The organism is Pseudonocardia oceanicola (genome assembly GCF_047200735.1).
GTDB lineage: Bacteria > Actinomycetota > Actinomycetes > Mycobacteriales > Pseudonocardiaceae > Pseudonocardia.
On sequence record NZ_JBJZON010000009.1, the window covers coordinates 141,904 to 155,838 of the forward strand.

A 13,935-nucleotide genomic window follows, 5' to 3' on the forward strand; every position below is an offset into this window, starting at 1 on the left:
CACCTTCTCGGACAGTGAGGAGCAGTTCCATGACATCCGACACCGCCGCGATCATCACCGAGCTCGAGGACCGGCGCTTCGCCGCCGTCGAGCAGGGGGACTACGCCGCGTTCGCCGCGCTCGCGCACCCCGACCTCGTCTACGCCCACTCCAGCGGGGTCGTCGACACGCTCGACAGCTACCTGGCCAAGTGCGACAGCGGGTTCTACGTCTACCACCGGGTCGAGCACCCGATCGACCGGATCGTCGTCGCGCCGGGGACGGTGGTCGTGGTGGGCGAGATGCACGCGGACATCACCGCGGGCGGCGTGTCCAAGCACCTCGCCAACTGCTCCGTCGCCGTGTGGACGCAGACCGAGGACGGGTGGCGGCTGCTGTCCTTCCAGGGCACGCCGCTCCCCGCCTCCGCCCCGGCTCAGCCGCAGGCCGCGGCCACCTCGGCCGTGTCCCAGTAGAAGGGTCGGAAGTCGCGGATGAGGTCGTCCTGGATGCGGACGACGTGCACCATCGGCATGTCGACCTCCCGGCCCGTGGCGCGCGAGCGGGCGCGGAGCCGGAGCACGATGGCCACGGTGTCGTCCGTGGTCAGGAACTCGGTGTCGGTCACCTCGAGCGAGGACCAGGTCTCGCTCATGGCGGTGAAGAACCGCTCGACGCCCTCGTGCCCGGTCCAGTCCCCGCCGTAGGGCAGGCCCGCTGCCTGGTGCATGACCACGTCCGGGTGCAGGGTCGCGGCCATGCCGTCGAACGACGCGCCGCCCGCGGGCCCGCCCGCGGCGAGGTAGGCCATCTCGGCCTCGTAGAACCGGTTCAGTGCCGCCTGTGCGGCGGACGGGATCGTGTCCGGTGTCGCCATCGTCATGCTCCTTCGCCTCTCCTCATGGCCTGAATTCGCGTATTCATCATAGTCAATGTCCCAGCCCCGACGACAGGAGACCGATGACTCACCACGAGCTGATCCCGGCCTGCTGGACCACCGCGGGCGCGTGCGAGCCGCTGACCGACCGGGAGCTGAGCCCCCTCCCGATCCGGGGGCGGGTCGAGATCGCGGCCGCCGCGGGGTTCGCGGGGTTCGGCATCCGGCACGGCGACCTCCTCGCCGTCGAGCGCGACCTCGGATTCGCCGAGTTCCGCCGGATCCTCGACGACCACGACCTCCGCCACCTCGAGCTCGAGTTCCTGGAGGGCTGGTACGAGGAGGGGCCCGACCGCGCGGCGTCGGACCGCGCCCGCGCCGACCTCCTGCGGGCCGCGGGTGAGCTGGGCGTCCGCTGCATCAAGATCGGCGGTCGGCTCTCCGGTGGCACGTACGAGCCGGATCGGGTGGTCGCGGAGCTCGCACTGCTCGCCGAACAGGCCGACCGCGCCGGGACCACGGTCGGCCTCGAGCCGATGCCGTTCGCCGACATCCGCACCCCGCAGGACGCCCTGGACGTCGTCATCGGTGCGGGTCATCCGGCCGGCGGGATCTTCCTCGACGTCTGGCACGTCGGCCGGGCCGGTCTGGACATGGCGACCCTGGCCGACATCCCTGCCCACCACATCGCGGGCGTCGAGCTCGACGACGCAGACGCCGAGGTCCGCGGCTCGCTGCTCGAGGACACCCTGCACCACCGGCGGTTTCCTGGGGAGGGGGATCTCGACGTCGTCGGGTTCGTCAGCGCGGTCGCCGCGACCGGGTACGTCGGGCCGTGGGGTGTGGAGATGCTCTCGCGGGAGTTCCGCGCCCTCGATCCCGGCGAGGCGGCGCGCCGCGCGCATGACACCACCGCCAGCGCCCTCCGGGCCACCGCCCCATGAACGACTCGGGAAGGACAGCCATGACGGACTCACCTCTCGCGGGCAAGGTCGCGCTGGTCACCGGTGCGGCACGGGGCCAAGGTCGCTCCCACGCAGTACGGCTCGCCCAGGCCGGCGCCGACGTCGTCATCCTGGATATCGCCGCCCAGATCCCGAGCGTGCCGTACCCGATGGCCACGCCGGAAGACCTGCAACGGACCCAGGCACTCGTCGAGGCCGAGGACCGCCGCTGCGTCGTCGTCCAGGGGGACGTCCGCGACACCGCGGCCGTCGACCAGGCGGTCGAGGCGGCCCGCGACACGTACGGACGGCTCGACGTGGCCGTGGCGAACGCCGGGATCGTGCAGGTCGTGGACGCGCTCGAGACGACGGACGCCCAGTGGGCGGACATCGTCGCCGTCAACCTGACCGGGGTGTTCAACACGGTCCGGGCCGCGAGCCGCGTCATGGTCGAGCAGGGCCAGGGCGGCTCGATCGTCTGCACCGGATCGGTGTGCTCCCAGCGACCCCAGCCCGGCCTCACCGCGTACACCGCGTCGAAGCACGGGGTGCTCGGGCTCGTCCGGAGCTTCGCCCTCGAGCTGGCTCCGCGGAACATCCGGGTCAACGTCGTCGAACCCGGCAACGTCGACACTGACATGATCCACAACGACACGCTCTACAAGCGGGCCCGCCCCGACCTGGACCTCGCGACCCGTGAGGACGTCGCCGCGGCGTTCCAGGCCATGAACGTCATGCCCGTCCCGTGGGTGCAGCCGGTGGACATCAGCGAGGCAGTGGTGTGGCTGGCGTCCGACGCCTCGCGCTTCGTCACCGGCATCGAGCTGCCCGTCGACTCCGGGCTCCTGCTCGTCTGACCGTGAACCACGACCGAGAAAGGCCTAGGCCTATGGACGCAGAGATGCACCGAGACCCCAACCCGCAGACGATCGCCGTGCCTCCGGACGGCGGGGACCACCTCACGCTCGGCGCACTGCCCTTCCAGCTCATGGTGAACCAGGAGTGGGTCGGCGGGGCGTACACGCTGGCCAAGCAGCCCATCGCCCCCCGGCTGCTCGTCGCCCCGCACGTCCACCGACACCAGGACCAGGTCGCCTTCGTCACGCGCGGGACCGTGGGCTTCCGCGTCGGCGAGGAGGAGCACGTCGTCGAGGCAGGCGGTCTGTCCTTGCGCAATCGCGGCGAACCCCACGCCCTCTGGAACCCCACCGACGAACCCGCCGAGATCCTCGAGATCACCAGCCCGGGGGACTTCGAGCGGTACTTCCGCAGGATCGGGGCGCTGTCGGCCGCCGGAGAGGTCACTGCGGGTGCGGTTCAAGAGGTCGCCGACGAGTACGGCCTGAGCTTCTTCGACGACTGGAACAAGGACCTGATGCGCCGCTACGGGGTGTCTCTCACCGGTGGCTTTTGGGACTGAGGCCCGCCCCCGTGGGCCGAGTCCGGATCCCATGTCGAGGCGCGAGCCCCAAGACTGCGCATTCGTGCTCCAGTACCTCGCGATCCGGCACGCGTAGATCTTCCCGCTGTGACTGCCGCGGCGTGGCAGTCTTACCCACCCCGTCGGGCCTGCGCGCGTAACCAGGCGGAAGCCCGAGCGCCACCGCGGTCGCCTCCATTCGGCCTCGCGTCCGATGCACGCCGAGACTGAGGTGTCGTCAGGCGTTCTGGGGGAAGGCCACGGGCCCGGATAGCTCCTCGGCACCGTCCGCGATCACCGTTTTCGTCACCACTCAAGACTTCAGATGGGTAGGTTCCGGTAGCGATGTGCACCGTGTTCAGGTCGTAGAACTTCCCCGTCCCCCGGGAGGTCGTCACCACTCTGAGTCCGACAGCGGCCGAAGTGGTAGAAATCGTCACGCTCAAACCGACCGCACAGTGACCAGATCGCGCTGGTTGGCCGAAGTCAGTTGCGCAGTCGGTCGGGTGGAGGATCTGCCGTCAACAGGAATGGGATGCCGTCGCGGGACATCCAGGCCCGCTCGGCGCATCGAGTACGGAACTGTTGACAGAAAGGCTGCTGACGCCTACTGTGAATGGCGTCACCCGGAGGGTCTCCACCTTGAGAGTCGGTGGTATTCATGCAGAACCAGACCTATTTCGATGCAGTCGAAGTCCTCGACGCTGAATTAGCTGGCCTGGGGGCTTTGCTCCAAACGCTCGACGGAGAGCGAGCCTGGCTAACGCCGACCAACCTGGTACCGGAGGGCGAGGGTCTGCCGCCGTGGCGTGTGATCGATCTGATCGCTCACATTGATATCTCGATAGGACTGACGCACCAGTTGCTGGATTCACTGCAAGACGGACAGCCGGGCCGTGATCGCGCCAGCTTCTTCATCGCTAACCGAAGCGAGGTCGCTCCCGTCGTATATGACTATGCACGTGCCACGGCCAGGGATCACACTCCCGAAACTCTTCTTCCGCGGGTCCTGAATACGCTCGAGACGTCACTGAAGCGAATCCGCGAGTCGCAACCAGAGTTCGTGGGATCCGGATACTTCGCTCTGATGAGTCTGGAAGAGTGGGTGCCGACGAGAGTTGTTGAAGCGGTAGTGCACGGACTCGATATCACCGACGCGCTCGGAATGGAGCCGATCGCGACTCGGGGCGGCCTCGAAATGACGGCAGGTATTCTGGACGAGCTGCTCGCACGAAAGGCTGTCGCCGGACGACCTCGGGACCTGGGCGAAGATCTGGACTGGGTGCGTGCCGGCTCCGGTCGCGCTCCACACTCCGATCCGAGACTCCCGCTAATTGTCTGACTTGGCGCCCGAGATGGCAGGGCTGTACCGACTGCTGCTTAGCCAGCCATCCGTCGAGATCGCCGTTCGAAAGTGCGTCGATCGCCGCCGCGAGCCATTCCGGAAGTGTCGATTCCGCACTCGTGACGGCCGCGCTATTCGGCGGCAAGCGCTTCGATACGATCGCTGTGGAAGCGGATGGCCCGCGAGTGGTAGCGGATGAGCTCGTCCCGGGTGCGGCCCCCAGGACCCTCGACCGGTTCGTCCTCGCGCGACGCAAGACCGTACAGAACGAGATCGGTGAATCTCTCGGCGATCTCGTCCGGACTCAGCGCCCCGGACGAACGGTACCATTTCCACAACCAGTTGCACATGCCGTCGATGGCGAAAACGGTGAGGTTCTCGTCGCTGCTGACGAATTCACCGCTACGCATTCCTTCGCGAATGATCTCCTGAACCACGAGATCGCTTTCTCGCTTGAACTTCCGGAACTCGGCACGCACCTCGTCGGGCAGTTCGGACTCGGCGCTGAAGGACAGTCCGTACAGCTCGATGTTCCCGGTGATGCACTCGATGTGGTGCTGGACGTAGAGCCGCAGCCTCTCCCGTGTCGTTCCCGGTGCGGAGGTGACGGCGTCGAGCTTCTCGATGTCGCGCTTGAGCCAGTCGCCGAAGACATGGCGGAGGAGGTCGTCCCGGTTGCTGAAGTAGTGGTAGAGCGCTGCCTTGGTGAGCCCTACCTCGTCGGCGATCTCCTGCAGGGTGACGGCCCGGATGCCTTTCGCCTGGAACAGTCGTGTCGCGGTCCTGATGAGCTCTTCCTGCATGACGGCGCCCTTGGGCATGACGGTCCTCCTCTACCTGGTCAGCGCGGGACTTCGATGAACTCGAGCTGCACGCCTGCCATGTCCCGGGGATGGGTGAAGTTCACCGCGCCGTGGCCCTCGCCGCGAACCGGCTCGTCCAGGAGCGGGGCCAGCCCGTTCTCTCGCAGCTCACGCGTCGCCACGTCGACATCCTGCACGGCGACCGACACGAGGAAGACACCCTCCCCTCGCCGCTCCAGGAACCGGCTGACGGAGGTCCCTTCGTCGACACTGGTGATGAGGTTGAGCTGGAAGCCGCCGATGTCGAAGTTGGAACCCCGCAGGCCGGGGAAGGCGAAGCCGCTCTCGTCCACCGGCTTGGCCTCGATCCCGAAGATCTCCTCGTAGCGGCGGGTCCACTGGTCGAGGTCCTTCACCGCGATGTTGATCCCGTGGATTCCGTTGAACTGCATGCATCTCTCCGTTGTGTGTGGGGCGTCAGGTGACCGACATGCCGCCGTCGACGACGATCGTCTGGCCGGTGACGAAGCCGCCCGCGGGCGAGGCCAGCCACACGCCCACGCCGGCGATCTCCGTCGGGGATCCGAAGCGGCCCAGCAGCAGGCGGGGTGTGATGACCGTGTCCACGTAGTCGGCGCTGTACTGCTCGGTCATCTCCGTCTCGAAGAACCCGGGGGCGATGGCGTTGACCCGGATACCCTTTCGGGGACCCCACTGCTGGGCCAGGTCGCGGGTGAGGCCGAGCAGCCCGGCCTTGCTCGCGGTGTAGGCGGCTTGCGGCAGGCCTGCGGTGGTGAGGGCGAGGACGCTGGCGACGTTGACGATCGAACCGCCGGGCGGCATGACCTCCGCGCAGGCCTGGGCCATCCAGAACGCGCCGTGCAGGTTGACGTCGACGACCGCGCGGAACTCCTGCGGCGTCTCGCGCGTGGCGGGTACCGCGGTCCCGACGCCTGCGTTGTTCACGAGGATGTCGACACGGCCGAACCGGTCGTGTGCATGCCCGACGGCGGCCCGGCACTGGGCGGGGTCGCTGACGTCGGCCTTCACCGCGAGCGCCTGACCGCCCGCATCCTCGATGGCTGCGACCGTCTCGTCGAGCAGCGCGGCGCGCCTGGCCGCGACGACGACCTGCGCGCCGGCCGCAGCGAACGCTCGGGCGAACGCCACGCCCAGACCGGAGGACGCGCCGGTCACGAGGGCCACCCGACCGTCGAGCCGGAAGAGCGCCTCCGGACCGAGATCGGTCATCGCAGGTCCAGCAGGCGTTTGACCTTGCCTTCGCCGCCGAGTCCGGTGTGGGTGGCCAGTGACCCCGCGGGGACGATCTCCACGTCCACACCGACACCGAAGGCGGTGTGCAGCTTGGTGACCATGTCGGCCTGGAGCTCGGCCTCGTGCCCGCCGCGCGTCTCGATCTGCACGCGCATGCGCTCGCGGGAGGCGAGCCCCTCCCCCACGGTCTCCACGATGCAGAGGAACTCCCCGGTCGTGCGGGCGTCCCCAGCGACGACGTCCTGCGCCGAGCGGGGATAGACGCTGGTCGCCCGGAGCTTGACCATCTCGTCCGAGCGGCCGAGGAAGCCGGACAGCTTCGTTGTGCGAAGCCCGCACCCGCAGGTGTCGCGGGCGCTCGTGCGCATGAGGTCCTTGAGGTCGTAGCGGATGATCGGCGGGACGGAGCGGTGCAGGCTGGTGACGACGAGGTTCCCGGGCTCCCCCACGCCGAGGATCGCGCCCGTGTCGCGGTCGGCGATCTCCAGGTAGGCGGTGTCGTCGTTGACGTGCAGGCTGTCGTGGGCCCGGCACTCGAACCCGACCAGCCCGACCTCGTGGGTGCCGTAGTTGTCGAAGACCTCGCAGCCCCAGGCGTCGGAGAGCAGCTTGCGCAGGTGCCCCTCGACGTCCACCCCGAGGTAGGTGTGGATGAACTTCGTGGTCAGGTCCCGTCGCAGGTCGATGCCCTCGCGCGCCGCCGTCTCGGCGAGGATCTTCATGTACTCGCCGAACGCGACCCAGCCGGCGGTGCCCCACTCCCGGGCCAGCTCCAGCTGCCGCTTCGACGGTGTCACCACGCCGGAGCCGGTGGTGAGCGGGACCATTCCGCACCAGTGCATCGCCGCCGTCGACGAGCACCAGGCCGTGTTGGCCAGGCTGTTGGTCAGGGTGATCTGCAGGATGTCGCCCACCTCGCCGCCCTGGGCGTGGAAGGCGCGGGCGAACTGGATCGCCTGGCCCTCCCACGCCACCGGATCGAAGAGGGTCGGCCGCGGCAGCCCTGAGGTCCCGCCGCTGGACTGGATCTTCAGCGGTGTGGCCATCGCCTTCAGCGCGAAGTTCTGGTGCGCGCCGAACGGCGGCTCGGCCTCGATGCTCTCCTTGACGTCCTCGCTGGTGAACGTGGGGATCTTGGTGATGTCGTCCAGCCCGCGGACGTCTCCGGGCTCCAGCCCGGCCGCCCGCCACCGGTCGCGGTAGAAGGGCACGTCCCAGGCCTCGCGGACCCGCTCGCGGAACCTCTGGTCCTGCAGGGCGCGGAGCCCGTCGTCGGACAGGGCGGCCATCGCGGAGGTGAACGCGGGGGGCGGAGGGTAGTCCTCGACGAACCGCGGCCAGTCCACGCTGGACCAGTAGTAGGGGATGGTCATGTCTCCTCCTGGGTCACAGGCAGGCGGGGTCGAGGTCGAGGATCGTCCGGTCGAGGCCTGCCAGCAGGTCGAGCTTCGCCTGCGCCGCCGGCAGCTCGGAACGGTAGAAGTGGCGGGCGGCGGCGCGTTTGCCGTCGTAGAAGGCACCGGTCCTGCCGTCCGCGGCGATCACCAGGTCCAGCCACGTCCACGCGATCGCGATGTGCCCGAACGCCTCCAGGTAGGCCGACGCGTTGGCCAGACCCACCTCGGCGTGCTCCGGCTCCGTGAGCCGCGCCGTGACGCGTTCCAGTTCGTCGAGGAGGTGGGCCAGCGGGGCCGCGAGCTCGTCGAGCCCGTCCGCCCGTCCGAGGGTCGCGCGGACGGCGTCGGTGAAGGCGCGGAAAGCGGCCCCGTCCTGCAGGCGAACCTTGCGCCCCAACAGGTCCAGGGCCTGGATCCCGTGGGTGCCCTCGTGGATGGGGTTGAGCCGGTTGTCCCGGTAGTGCTGCTCGACGTCGAACTCCCGGCTGTAGCCGTAGCCGCCGTGCACCTGGATGGCCAGTGAGTTCGCCTCGACGCACCACTGCGAGGGCCAGCTCTTCGCGACGGGCGTGAGGATGTCCAGCAGCAGGCTCGTGTCCTCCCCCGTGCGCTGTCGGTCGACCAGGTGGGCGCACCGCAACACGAGCGCGAGCGCGCCCTCCACGAAGGACTTCTGCGTCACCAACATCCGCCGCACGTCCGGGTGCTCCACGATCGGGACGCCGCCCTGGACGCGGACCTTGGCGTACTCCAGCGACTTCTGGTACCCGGCCTGCCCCAACGCCGCGGCGACGAGCCCGACTCCGATCCGCGCCTCGTTCATCATGTGGAACATCTGGGCGAGTCCGCGCCCCTCCTCCCCGACCAGGTGACCGACCGCCCCGTCGAAGGCGAGCAGGGTGTTGGTCGTGCCGCGGGCACCCATCTTGTGGTTGAGCGACACGAGGGTGACGTCGTTGCGCCGCCCGTCGGCGAGGACCTTCGGCACCGCGACCAGCGACAGCCCCCGCACCCCGGGGCCCCCGGTCCTGGCCAGTACGAGGTGGAGGATGTTCCCGAGCTCGTGGTCCCCGGCGGAGATCCACATCTTGGTGCCGGTCACCCGGTACGTGCCGTCCTCCGCCCGCACGGCCCGCGTCGAGACGTCCGCGAGCGACGACCCGGCGTCCGGCTCGGACAGACACATCGTGCCGAAGAGGTCCCCGGCGAGCATCGGGCGCACCCACTGCTCGACCTGCTCTGTGCTCGCATGCGCGGTCAGCAGGTTCGCCGCGGCGATGGTGAGGAAGGCGTAACCCGTCGTCGCGGTGTTGGCCGCCTGGAACCACGCCATGCAGGCCTGGAACACGGTCAACGGGAGCTGCATCCCGCCGACGGCCTCGTCGAACTGCGCGGCGAGCAGGTCCGCCTTCGCGAAGGCGGACAGGGCGGCCCCGACCTCGTCGGGGAGGACGACCCGGCCGTCCGGCCCGACCCGGGGCTCCTGCTCGTCGCTGCGGCGGTTGTGCGGGGCGAACTTGTCGGCGGCAAGACTCTCGCTGAGCTCCAGCAGACCGGTGAAGGTCTCCCGGGAGTGTTCGGCGAAGTGCGGGTGTGCGGTCAGCGACTCGACATCGAGCCAGTCGAACAGGAGGAACTCCAGGTCGCGGCGCATCTCAGAGCCGCTCGAGGACCATGGCCATGCCCTGCCCGCCGCCGACGCACATCGTCTCCAGGCCGATCTGCTTGTCGTGGCGCTCCAGGTTGTTGAGCAGCGAGGCCGTGATCCGGGCCCCGGTCATGCCGAAGGGGTGGCCGAGCGCGATTGCGCCACCGGAGACGTTGAGCTTGTCCTCGTCGATGCCGAGCTCGCGTGCCGACCCGAGCACCTGGACGGCGAAGGCCTCGTTGATCTCGACGAGGTCGACGTCGTCGATGGTCATGCCCGCCAACGCGAGGGCCCGCCGGGACGCCTCGACGGGACCGAGGCCCATGATCTCCGGCGACAGCCCGGACACCCCGGTCGAGACGATCCGGGCGAGCGGCCGCAGGCCCAGGTCGCGGGCCCGCTCGGCCGACATGATCACCAGGGCGGCGGCGCCGTCGTTGAGCGGGCAGGCGTTGCCCGCGGTGACCGTGCCGTCGACCCGGAACACCGGCTTCAGCGCGGCGACCTTCTCCAGGGTGGTGCCCGCGCGTGGGCCGTCGTCGGTGCTGACGACGGTGCCGTCCGGCAGGGTGACCGGCGTGATCTCGCGCGCGAAGTGCCCCTCGGCAATGGCCTGCTCGGCCCGGTTCTGCGAGCGGACCGCCCAGCGGTCCTGCTCCTCGCGGATGATCCCGGTGGCGTGCGCGACGTTCTCGGCGGTCTGGCCCATCGCGATGTAGGCGTCCGGGAGCAGGCCGGTCCCCCGCGGGTCGGTCCACGGGTCGTTGGTCTCGGCGAGCTGGGCGGTCCGCTTCTGCGCGTCGTCGAACAGCGGGTTCTGCGTGTCCGGCAGCGAGTCCGACATGCCCTTGACGTAACGGGAGACCGTCTCGACCCCGGCCGACACGAAAGCGTGACCCTCTCCGGCCTTGATCGCGTGGAAGGCCATACGGGTGGTCTGCAGCGACGACGCGCAGTAGCGGGTGACCGTGGTGCCCGGCAGCTCGTCGTAGCCGAGCTGGACCGCGACGATGCGGGCCATGTTGAAGCCCTGCTCGCCGCCGGGGTTGCCGCAGCCGAGGATGAGGTCGTCGAGCTGCGTGGGATCGAGCTCGGGTACCGCGTCCAGCGCCGCGCGCACCATCTGGGCGGCCAGGTCGTCCGGGCGCATGTCCTTGAGCGAGCCCTTGCCCGCCCGGCCGATGGGCGAACGGGCGGTGGCGACGATGACGGCGTCGGTCATGTGATCAGCTCTCTGCTGGGGGCGTGACGGCGGGGACGAAGCGGTAGGCGTCGCCGTCCAGCACGATGCGGCCGGCGCTGCGCCCGCTGAAGTGGGTGCCGAAGACGAGCATGTCGGATCCGGCGACGGCCCGCAGGAAGCCCGTCCGGGTCTCGGCGGACAGCGCCCGGTCGGTGTCGCCGCGCGAGCTCCACGCCGGGTGCGCGATCTGGATCGGATGGTGGATGAAGTCGCCGGTCACCAGGCCGACCTGGCCCTGCGACTCGAGGGTGACGCTGTGGTGGCCGGTGGTGTGCCCGGGCGTCGCGGTGTAGCGCACACCGGGGGTGACCTCGTGGTTCGCGTCGACCAGGTCGACCAGGCCGGCGTCCACACACGGCTGGATGGACTCGGCGAACACCAGCCGGGTCTGGGAGTGGATGTCCGGGTTCGCGCCCTGGTAGACGACGGCGTGGGCGAGGTCGTCGGTCGCCGCCACGCCTTCGCGCAGGCCGGAGTGGTACTCGAACTCGTCCCGAACGTAGGTGTAGCGGGCGTTCGGGAAGGTCGGGCGCCACTTGTCCCCGTCGAGCACGGTGTTCCAGCCGACGTGGTCGAGGTGCAGGTGGGTGGCGAGAACGAAGTCGATGTCCTCCGGCTGGTAGCCGGCCGCCGCGAGGCGCTCCAGGAACGGGGTGTCCAGGCCGCCCCAGTTCGGGATCAGTGGGAGGTTCTTGTGATTGCCGCAGCACGCGTCGACCAAGACCCGGTGTGTCGGGGTCTCGACGACGTAGGCGTGCAGGCTCCACAGGGTCTGTCCGGCCTCGTTGGCGTAGTCCGGGTACAGCCACTCGACCGACCGCACCGCCTCGGGCGTGGCCTCCTCGATCAGCCCGTCGAGCTCCCCGGGCTCGACCGGCATCTCGACGATCTGGCTGACCTTGATGTCTCCCACCCGCCAGCTGGTCATCGTTGACTCCTCTCGGCTCATCAGACGGTCCGTCCCGCCATCTCGCCCTCGTAGATCGCCTCGTCGACCCTGCGCGGGGCCACGCAGTCGCCGATCTCGGTCACGGGGAAGCGCCCTGCCAGCGCCGTGGCCAGCGCACCCTCGGGCGCCCGCATCGCCACGGTCACGATCGAGTCGATCGGGACCACCTTCGTCCGCCCGTCCCAGATCCGGCCGACGACCGCACCCTCGGGGGTGACCTGGAAGACCGCGTGCTGAGGGGTCAGCTCCACACCCGCCGCGTGCAGCCGCGGGTAGAGGTGCGCGGTGTCGAGATACAGGACCGTGTTGTCCCCCAACGACATCCGGGTGGTGACGACCTCCACCTGCTTGCCTTCGGCGGCCAGCTTCTCGGCGAGCCCGAGCGCGAGGTAGTCGCCGGTGTCGTCGATGATCAGCACCCGCTCCCCCGCCCGCTGCGGCTCCGTGATCGCGGTGATCGGGTCCAGGACGGTCGTGTGCTCCAGCCCCGGGATGCCGCCGTGGTTGCCGACGGCGGCCAGGTAGCCGTCCGTCCTCCAGGAGGAGCCGGTCGCGACCACGACGTGATGCGGGTCCTCCGCCGCGATCGTGTCCACGGTCGCGACCGAGCCCAGCCGAATGTCGACCTTGAACTTGTCGAGCGTGCGCTCCATGTCAGAGACCATTGCCGCCCACCGGCCTCGGGTGGGGAGCTGGGCGGCGTAGCGGATCTGGCCGCCCAGCACGTCGTCCCGCTCGAACAGGACGACGCGGTGGCCGCGTGTGGCGGCGGTCTCCGCCGCGCGCATGCCGGCGGGTCCACCCCCGACGACGACGATCGTCCTCGGCTCGGTGACATGGTCCAGGGTGCCCAGCCCCAGCTCGGCCTCGCGGCCCGCTGACGGGTTCTGCGTGCAGGTCAGCGACCAGCCCTTGGCCATGCGGGAGAAGCAGCCCTGGTTGCCCGCCACGCAGTGCCGGATCTCGTCCTCGCGCCCGGTCTGCGCCTTGGTGATCAGGTGGGGGTCGGCGATGTGGGCGCGGGTCATCGCCACCAGGTCGGCGTCGCCCCGCTCGATGATCCCGTTCGCGGTGTCCAGGTCCGCGATCCCGTTGGCGGTGAGCACCGGCTTGTCGGTGATCCGCTTGGCGCGCACCGCCAGGTCGACCAGCGGGGTCCCGGGGATGCTCATCGGGGACACGGTCTGGTGGAATGTCAGAGCGGCTCCGCCGCTGACGCTGAAGTAGTCGAACAGGCCGGTCTCGTCCAGGGTCCGGAGGATGCGCTCGCCCTCGTCGGGCTCGATCCCGCCGGCCACGAACTCATTCAGCGACAGGCGGACGCCCACCGCGAACTCCCCCGCGGGCATCGCCTTCCGTACCGCCTGCGCACATTCGACGACGATCCGGCACCGGTTCTCGGTCGACCCGCCGTAGGCGTCGGTACGACGGTTGGTCAGCGGAGAGAGGAAGCTGCACAGCAGGTAGCCGTGGGCGGCGTGGACCTCGGCGCCGTCCAGGCCCGCGACGGCGGCGTTGCGCGCGCTGCGGCCGAACCCGGCGACCAGCTCGGCGATGTCCTCCTCCGTCATCGGCCGCGGGATCTCACCGAAGGTCGGCGACGGCAGGCCGGACGCACTCCACAGCGACCGCCAGTTGTCCAGGTGCATCGTGTTGTTGTCCTCGGCACCGAAGTGCGAGAGGTCGACGAACACCTTGGCGCCGTGCCTGTGCACGGCCTTCGCGAGCCGCTCGTAGACCGGGATGACGTCGGTGGGCCAGCTCTGCAGGGTGCGGAGCATCATCCCGCGGCTCGACGGGTGCACGACCTGGGCCTCGGTGAGGATCAGACCGGCACCGCCCTTCGCCCGCTCCTCGTAGTAGTCGACGCTCTGCTGGGTCATGAGGTTGTCGCGGCCGTAGGCCAGCGCGTGCGGGGTCACCACGACCCGGTTCTTGAGCGTGACGGGGCCGACCTGCAAGGGCTGCCAGAGAGAGTCGTACTCGCGCATCGTCGCGCTCCTCAGTGTCGAAGTGGTGGCTGAGGCACTGCCCGCCCAACCGTGAGGTTGGAAA

General features: G+C 69.5%; 14 protein-coding genes. 5 read left to right on the forward strand and 9 right to left on the reverse strand.

What is annotated here, in order from left to right:
• The first annotated feature begins 29 nt into the window (after positions 1-29).
• Complete coding sequence (locus ACL02T_RS15530; RefSeq protein WP_412831419.1) at positions 30-455, forward strand: nuclear transport factor 2 family protein; 426 nt, start codon at positions 30-32, stop codon at positions 453-455.
• Here the strand turns inward: ACL02T_RS15530 and ACL02T_RS15535 are convergent.
• Positions 416-856 carry a nuclear transport factor 2 family protein gene (locus ACL02T_RS15535; RefSeq protein ID WP_412831420.1) on the reverse strand — a complete coding sequence of 147 codons (441 nt, stop codon included), beginning with the start codon at positions 854-856 and terminating at the stop codon, positions 416-418. The two genes, ACL02T_RS15530 and ACL02T_RS15535, sit on opposite strands and share 40 nt — an antisense overlap.
• 83 nt (positions 857-939) lie before the next feature.
• On the opposite strand from ACL02T_RS15535, the gene ACL02T_RS15540 reads away from it, so the two are divergent.
• The 4 genes from ACL02T_RS15540 to ACL02T_RS15555 all read left to right on the forward strand — a co-directional run bounded on the left by ACL02T_RS15540 (position 940) and on the right by ACL02T_RS15555 (position 4,562).
• Positions 940-1,800, forward strand: a complete 861-nt coding sequence (locus tag ACL02T_RS15540; protein WP_412831421.1) for a sugar phosphate isomerase/epimerase family protein — start codon at positions 940-942, stop codon at positions 1,798-1,800.
• Between the two features lie 20 nt (positions 1,801-1,820).
• Positions 1,821-2,657: a mycofactocin-coupled SDR family oxidoreductase gene (locus ACL02T_RS15545; RefSeq protein ID WP_412831422.1), complete on the forward strand. Its 837-nt coding sequence runs from the start codon at positions 1,821-1,823 to the stop codon at positions 2,655-2,657.
• A gap of 44 nt (positions 2,658-2,701) precedes the next feature.
• On the forward strand, positions 2,702-3,220 hold the full coding sequence (locus ACL02T_RS15550; protein ID WP_412831423.1) for a cupin domain-containing protein: 519 nt from the start codon (positions 2,702-2,704) through the stop codon (positions 3,218-3,220).
• Between the two features lie 661 nt (positions 3,221-3,881).
• Positions 3,882-4,562 carry a maleylpyruvate isomerase N-terminal domain-containing protein gene (locus ACL02T_RS15555; protein WP_412831424.1) on the forward strand — a complete coding sequence of 227 codons (681 nt, stop codon included), beginning with the start codon at positions 3,882-3,884 and terminating at the stop codon, positions 4,560-4,562.
• 134 nt (positions 4,563-4,696) lie between these two features.
• On the opposite strand, the gene ACL02T_RS15560 is transcribed toward ACL02T_RS15555, so the two are convergent.
• The 8 genes from ACL02T_RS15560 to ACL02T_RS15595 are packed head-to-tail and all read right to left on the reverse strand — an operon-like array spanning position 4,697 to position 13,871.
• Positions 4,697-5,386: a TetR/AcrR family transcriptional regulator gene (locus ACL02T_RS15560; RefSeq protein ID WP_412831425.1), complete on the reverse strand. Its 690-nt coding sequence runs from the start codon at positions 5,384-5,386 to the stop codon at positions 4,697-4,699.
• 20 nt (positions 5,387-5,406) lie between these two features.
• The gene (locus tag ACL02T_RS15565) at positions 5,407-5,820 is read right to left on the reverse strand and encodes a VOC family protein (RefSeq protein WP_412831426.1); all 414 of its coding nucleotides are present in this window, start codon (positions 5,818-5,820) and stop codon (positions 5,407-5,409) included.
• A 25-nt stretch (positions 5,821-5,845) separates the two neighbouring features.
• Positions 5,846-6,619, reverse strand: a complete 774-nt coding sequence (locus tag ACL02T_RS15570) for an SDR family NAD(P)-dependent oxidoreductase (RefSeq protein ID WP_412831427.1) — start codon at positions 6,617-6,619, stop codon at positions 5,846-5,848.
• Entirely contained in the window at positions 6,616-8,016 is a 1,401-nt protein-coding gene (locus tag ACL02T_RS15575; protein ID WP_412831428.1) for a phenylacetate--CoA ligase family protein, read from the reverse strand. Before ACL02T_RS15575 ends, ACL02T_RS15570 begins: the two co-directional genes overlap by 4 nt.
• 13 nt (positions 8,017-8,029) lie before the next feature.
• On the reverse strand, positions 8,030-9,694 hold the full coding sequence (locus ACL02T_RS15580) for an acyl-CoA dehydrogenase (protein WP_412831429.1): 1,665 nt from the start codon (positions 9,692-9,694) through the stop codon (positions 8,030-8,032).
• Between the two features lies 1 nt (position 9,695).
• The gene (locus ACL02T_RS15585) at positions 9,696-10,910 is read right to left on the reverse strand and encodes an acetyl-CoA C-acetyltransferase (protein WP_412831430.1); all 1,215 of its coding nucleotides are present in this window, start codon (positions 10,908-10,910) and stop codon (positions 9,696-9,698) included.
• Positions 10,911-10,914: 4 nt separating this feature from the next.
• The gene (locus ACL02T_RS15590; protein WP_412831431.1) at positions 10,915-11,859 is read right to left on the reverse strand and encodes an MBL fold metallo-hydrolase; all 945 of its coding nucleotides are present in this window, start codon (positions 11,857-11,859) and stop codon (positions 10,915-10,917) included.
• A gap of 20 nt (positions 11,860-11,879) precedes the next feature.
• Positions 11,880-13,871 (reverse strand): oxidoreductase, encoded by a 1,992-nt coding sequence (locus tag ACL02T_RS15595; protein WP_412831432.1) that lies wholly within the window; start codon positions 13,869-13,871, stop codon positions 11,880-11,882.
• Between the last annotated feature and the right edge of the window lie 64 nt (positions 13,872-13,935).

Bases quoted from the DNA above. Each gene is read 5' to 3' on its own strand.
- ACL02T_RS15555 (WP_412831424.1), top strand. From the start codon at position 3,882: ATGCAGAACCAGACCTATTTCGATGCAGTCGAAGTCCTCGACGCTGAA.
- ACL02T_RS15545 (WP_412831422.1), top strand. From the start codon at position 1,821: ATGACGGACTCACCTCTCGCGGGCAAGGTCGCGCTGGTCACCGGTGCG.
- ACL02T_RS15590 (WP_412831431.1), bottom strand. From the start codon at position 11,859: ATGACCAGCTGGCGGGTGGGAGACATCAAGGTCAGCCAGATCGTCGAG.
- ACL02T_RS15595 (WP_412831432.1), bottom strand. From the start codon at position 13,871: ATGCGCGAGTACGACTCTCTCTGGCAGCCCTTGCAGGTCGGCCCCGTC.
- ACL02T_RS15580 (WP_412831429.1), bottom strand. From the start codon at position 9,694: ATGCGCCGCGACCTGGAGTTCCTCCTGTTCGACTGGCTCGATGTCGAG.
- ACL02T_RS15560 (WP_412831425.1), bottom strand. From the start codon at position 5,386: ATGCCCAAGGGCGCCGTCATGCAGGAAGAGCTCATCAGGACCGCGACA.
- ACL02T_RS15565 (WP_412831426.1), bottom strand. From the start codon at position 5,820: ATGCAGTTCAACGGAATCCACGGGATCAACATCGCGGTGAAGGACCTC.
- ACL02T_RS15530 (WP_412831419.1), top strand. From the start codon at position 30: ATGACATCCGACACCGCCGCGATCATCACCGAGCTCGAGGACCGGCGC.
- ACL02T_RS15550 (WP_412831423.1), top strand. From the start codon at position 2,702: ATGCACCGAGACCCCAACCCGCAGACGATCGCCGTGCCTCCGGACGGC.
- ACL02T_RS15540 (WP_412831421.1), top strand. From the start codon at position 940: ATGACTCACCACGAGCTGATCCCGGCCTGCTGGACCACCGCGGGCGCG.
- ACL02T_RS15585 (WP_412831430.1), bottom strand. From the start codon at position 10,910: ATGACCGACGCCGTCATCGTCGCCACCGCCCGTTCGCCCATCGGCCGG.
- ACL02T_RS15575 (WP_412831428.1), bottom strand. From the start codon at position 8,016: ATGACCATCCCCTACTACTGGTCCAGCGTGGACTGGCCGCGGTTCGTC.
- ACL02T_RS15570 (WP_412831427.1), bottom strand. From the start codon at position 6,619: ATGACCGATCTCGGTCCGGAGGCGCTCTTCCGGCTCGACGGTCGGGTG.
- ACL02T_RS15535 (WP_412831420.1), bottom strand. From the start codon at position 856: ATGGCGACACCGGACACGATCCCGTCCGCCGCACAGGCGGCACTGAAC.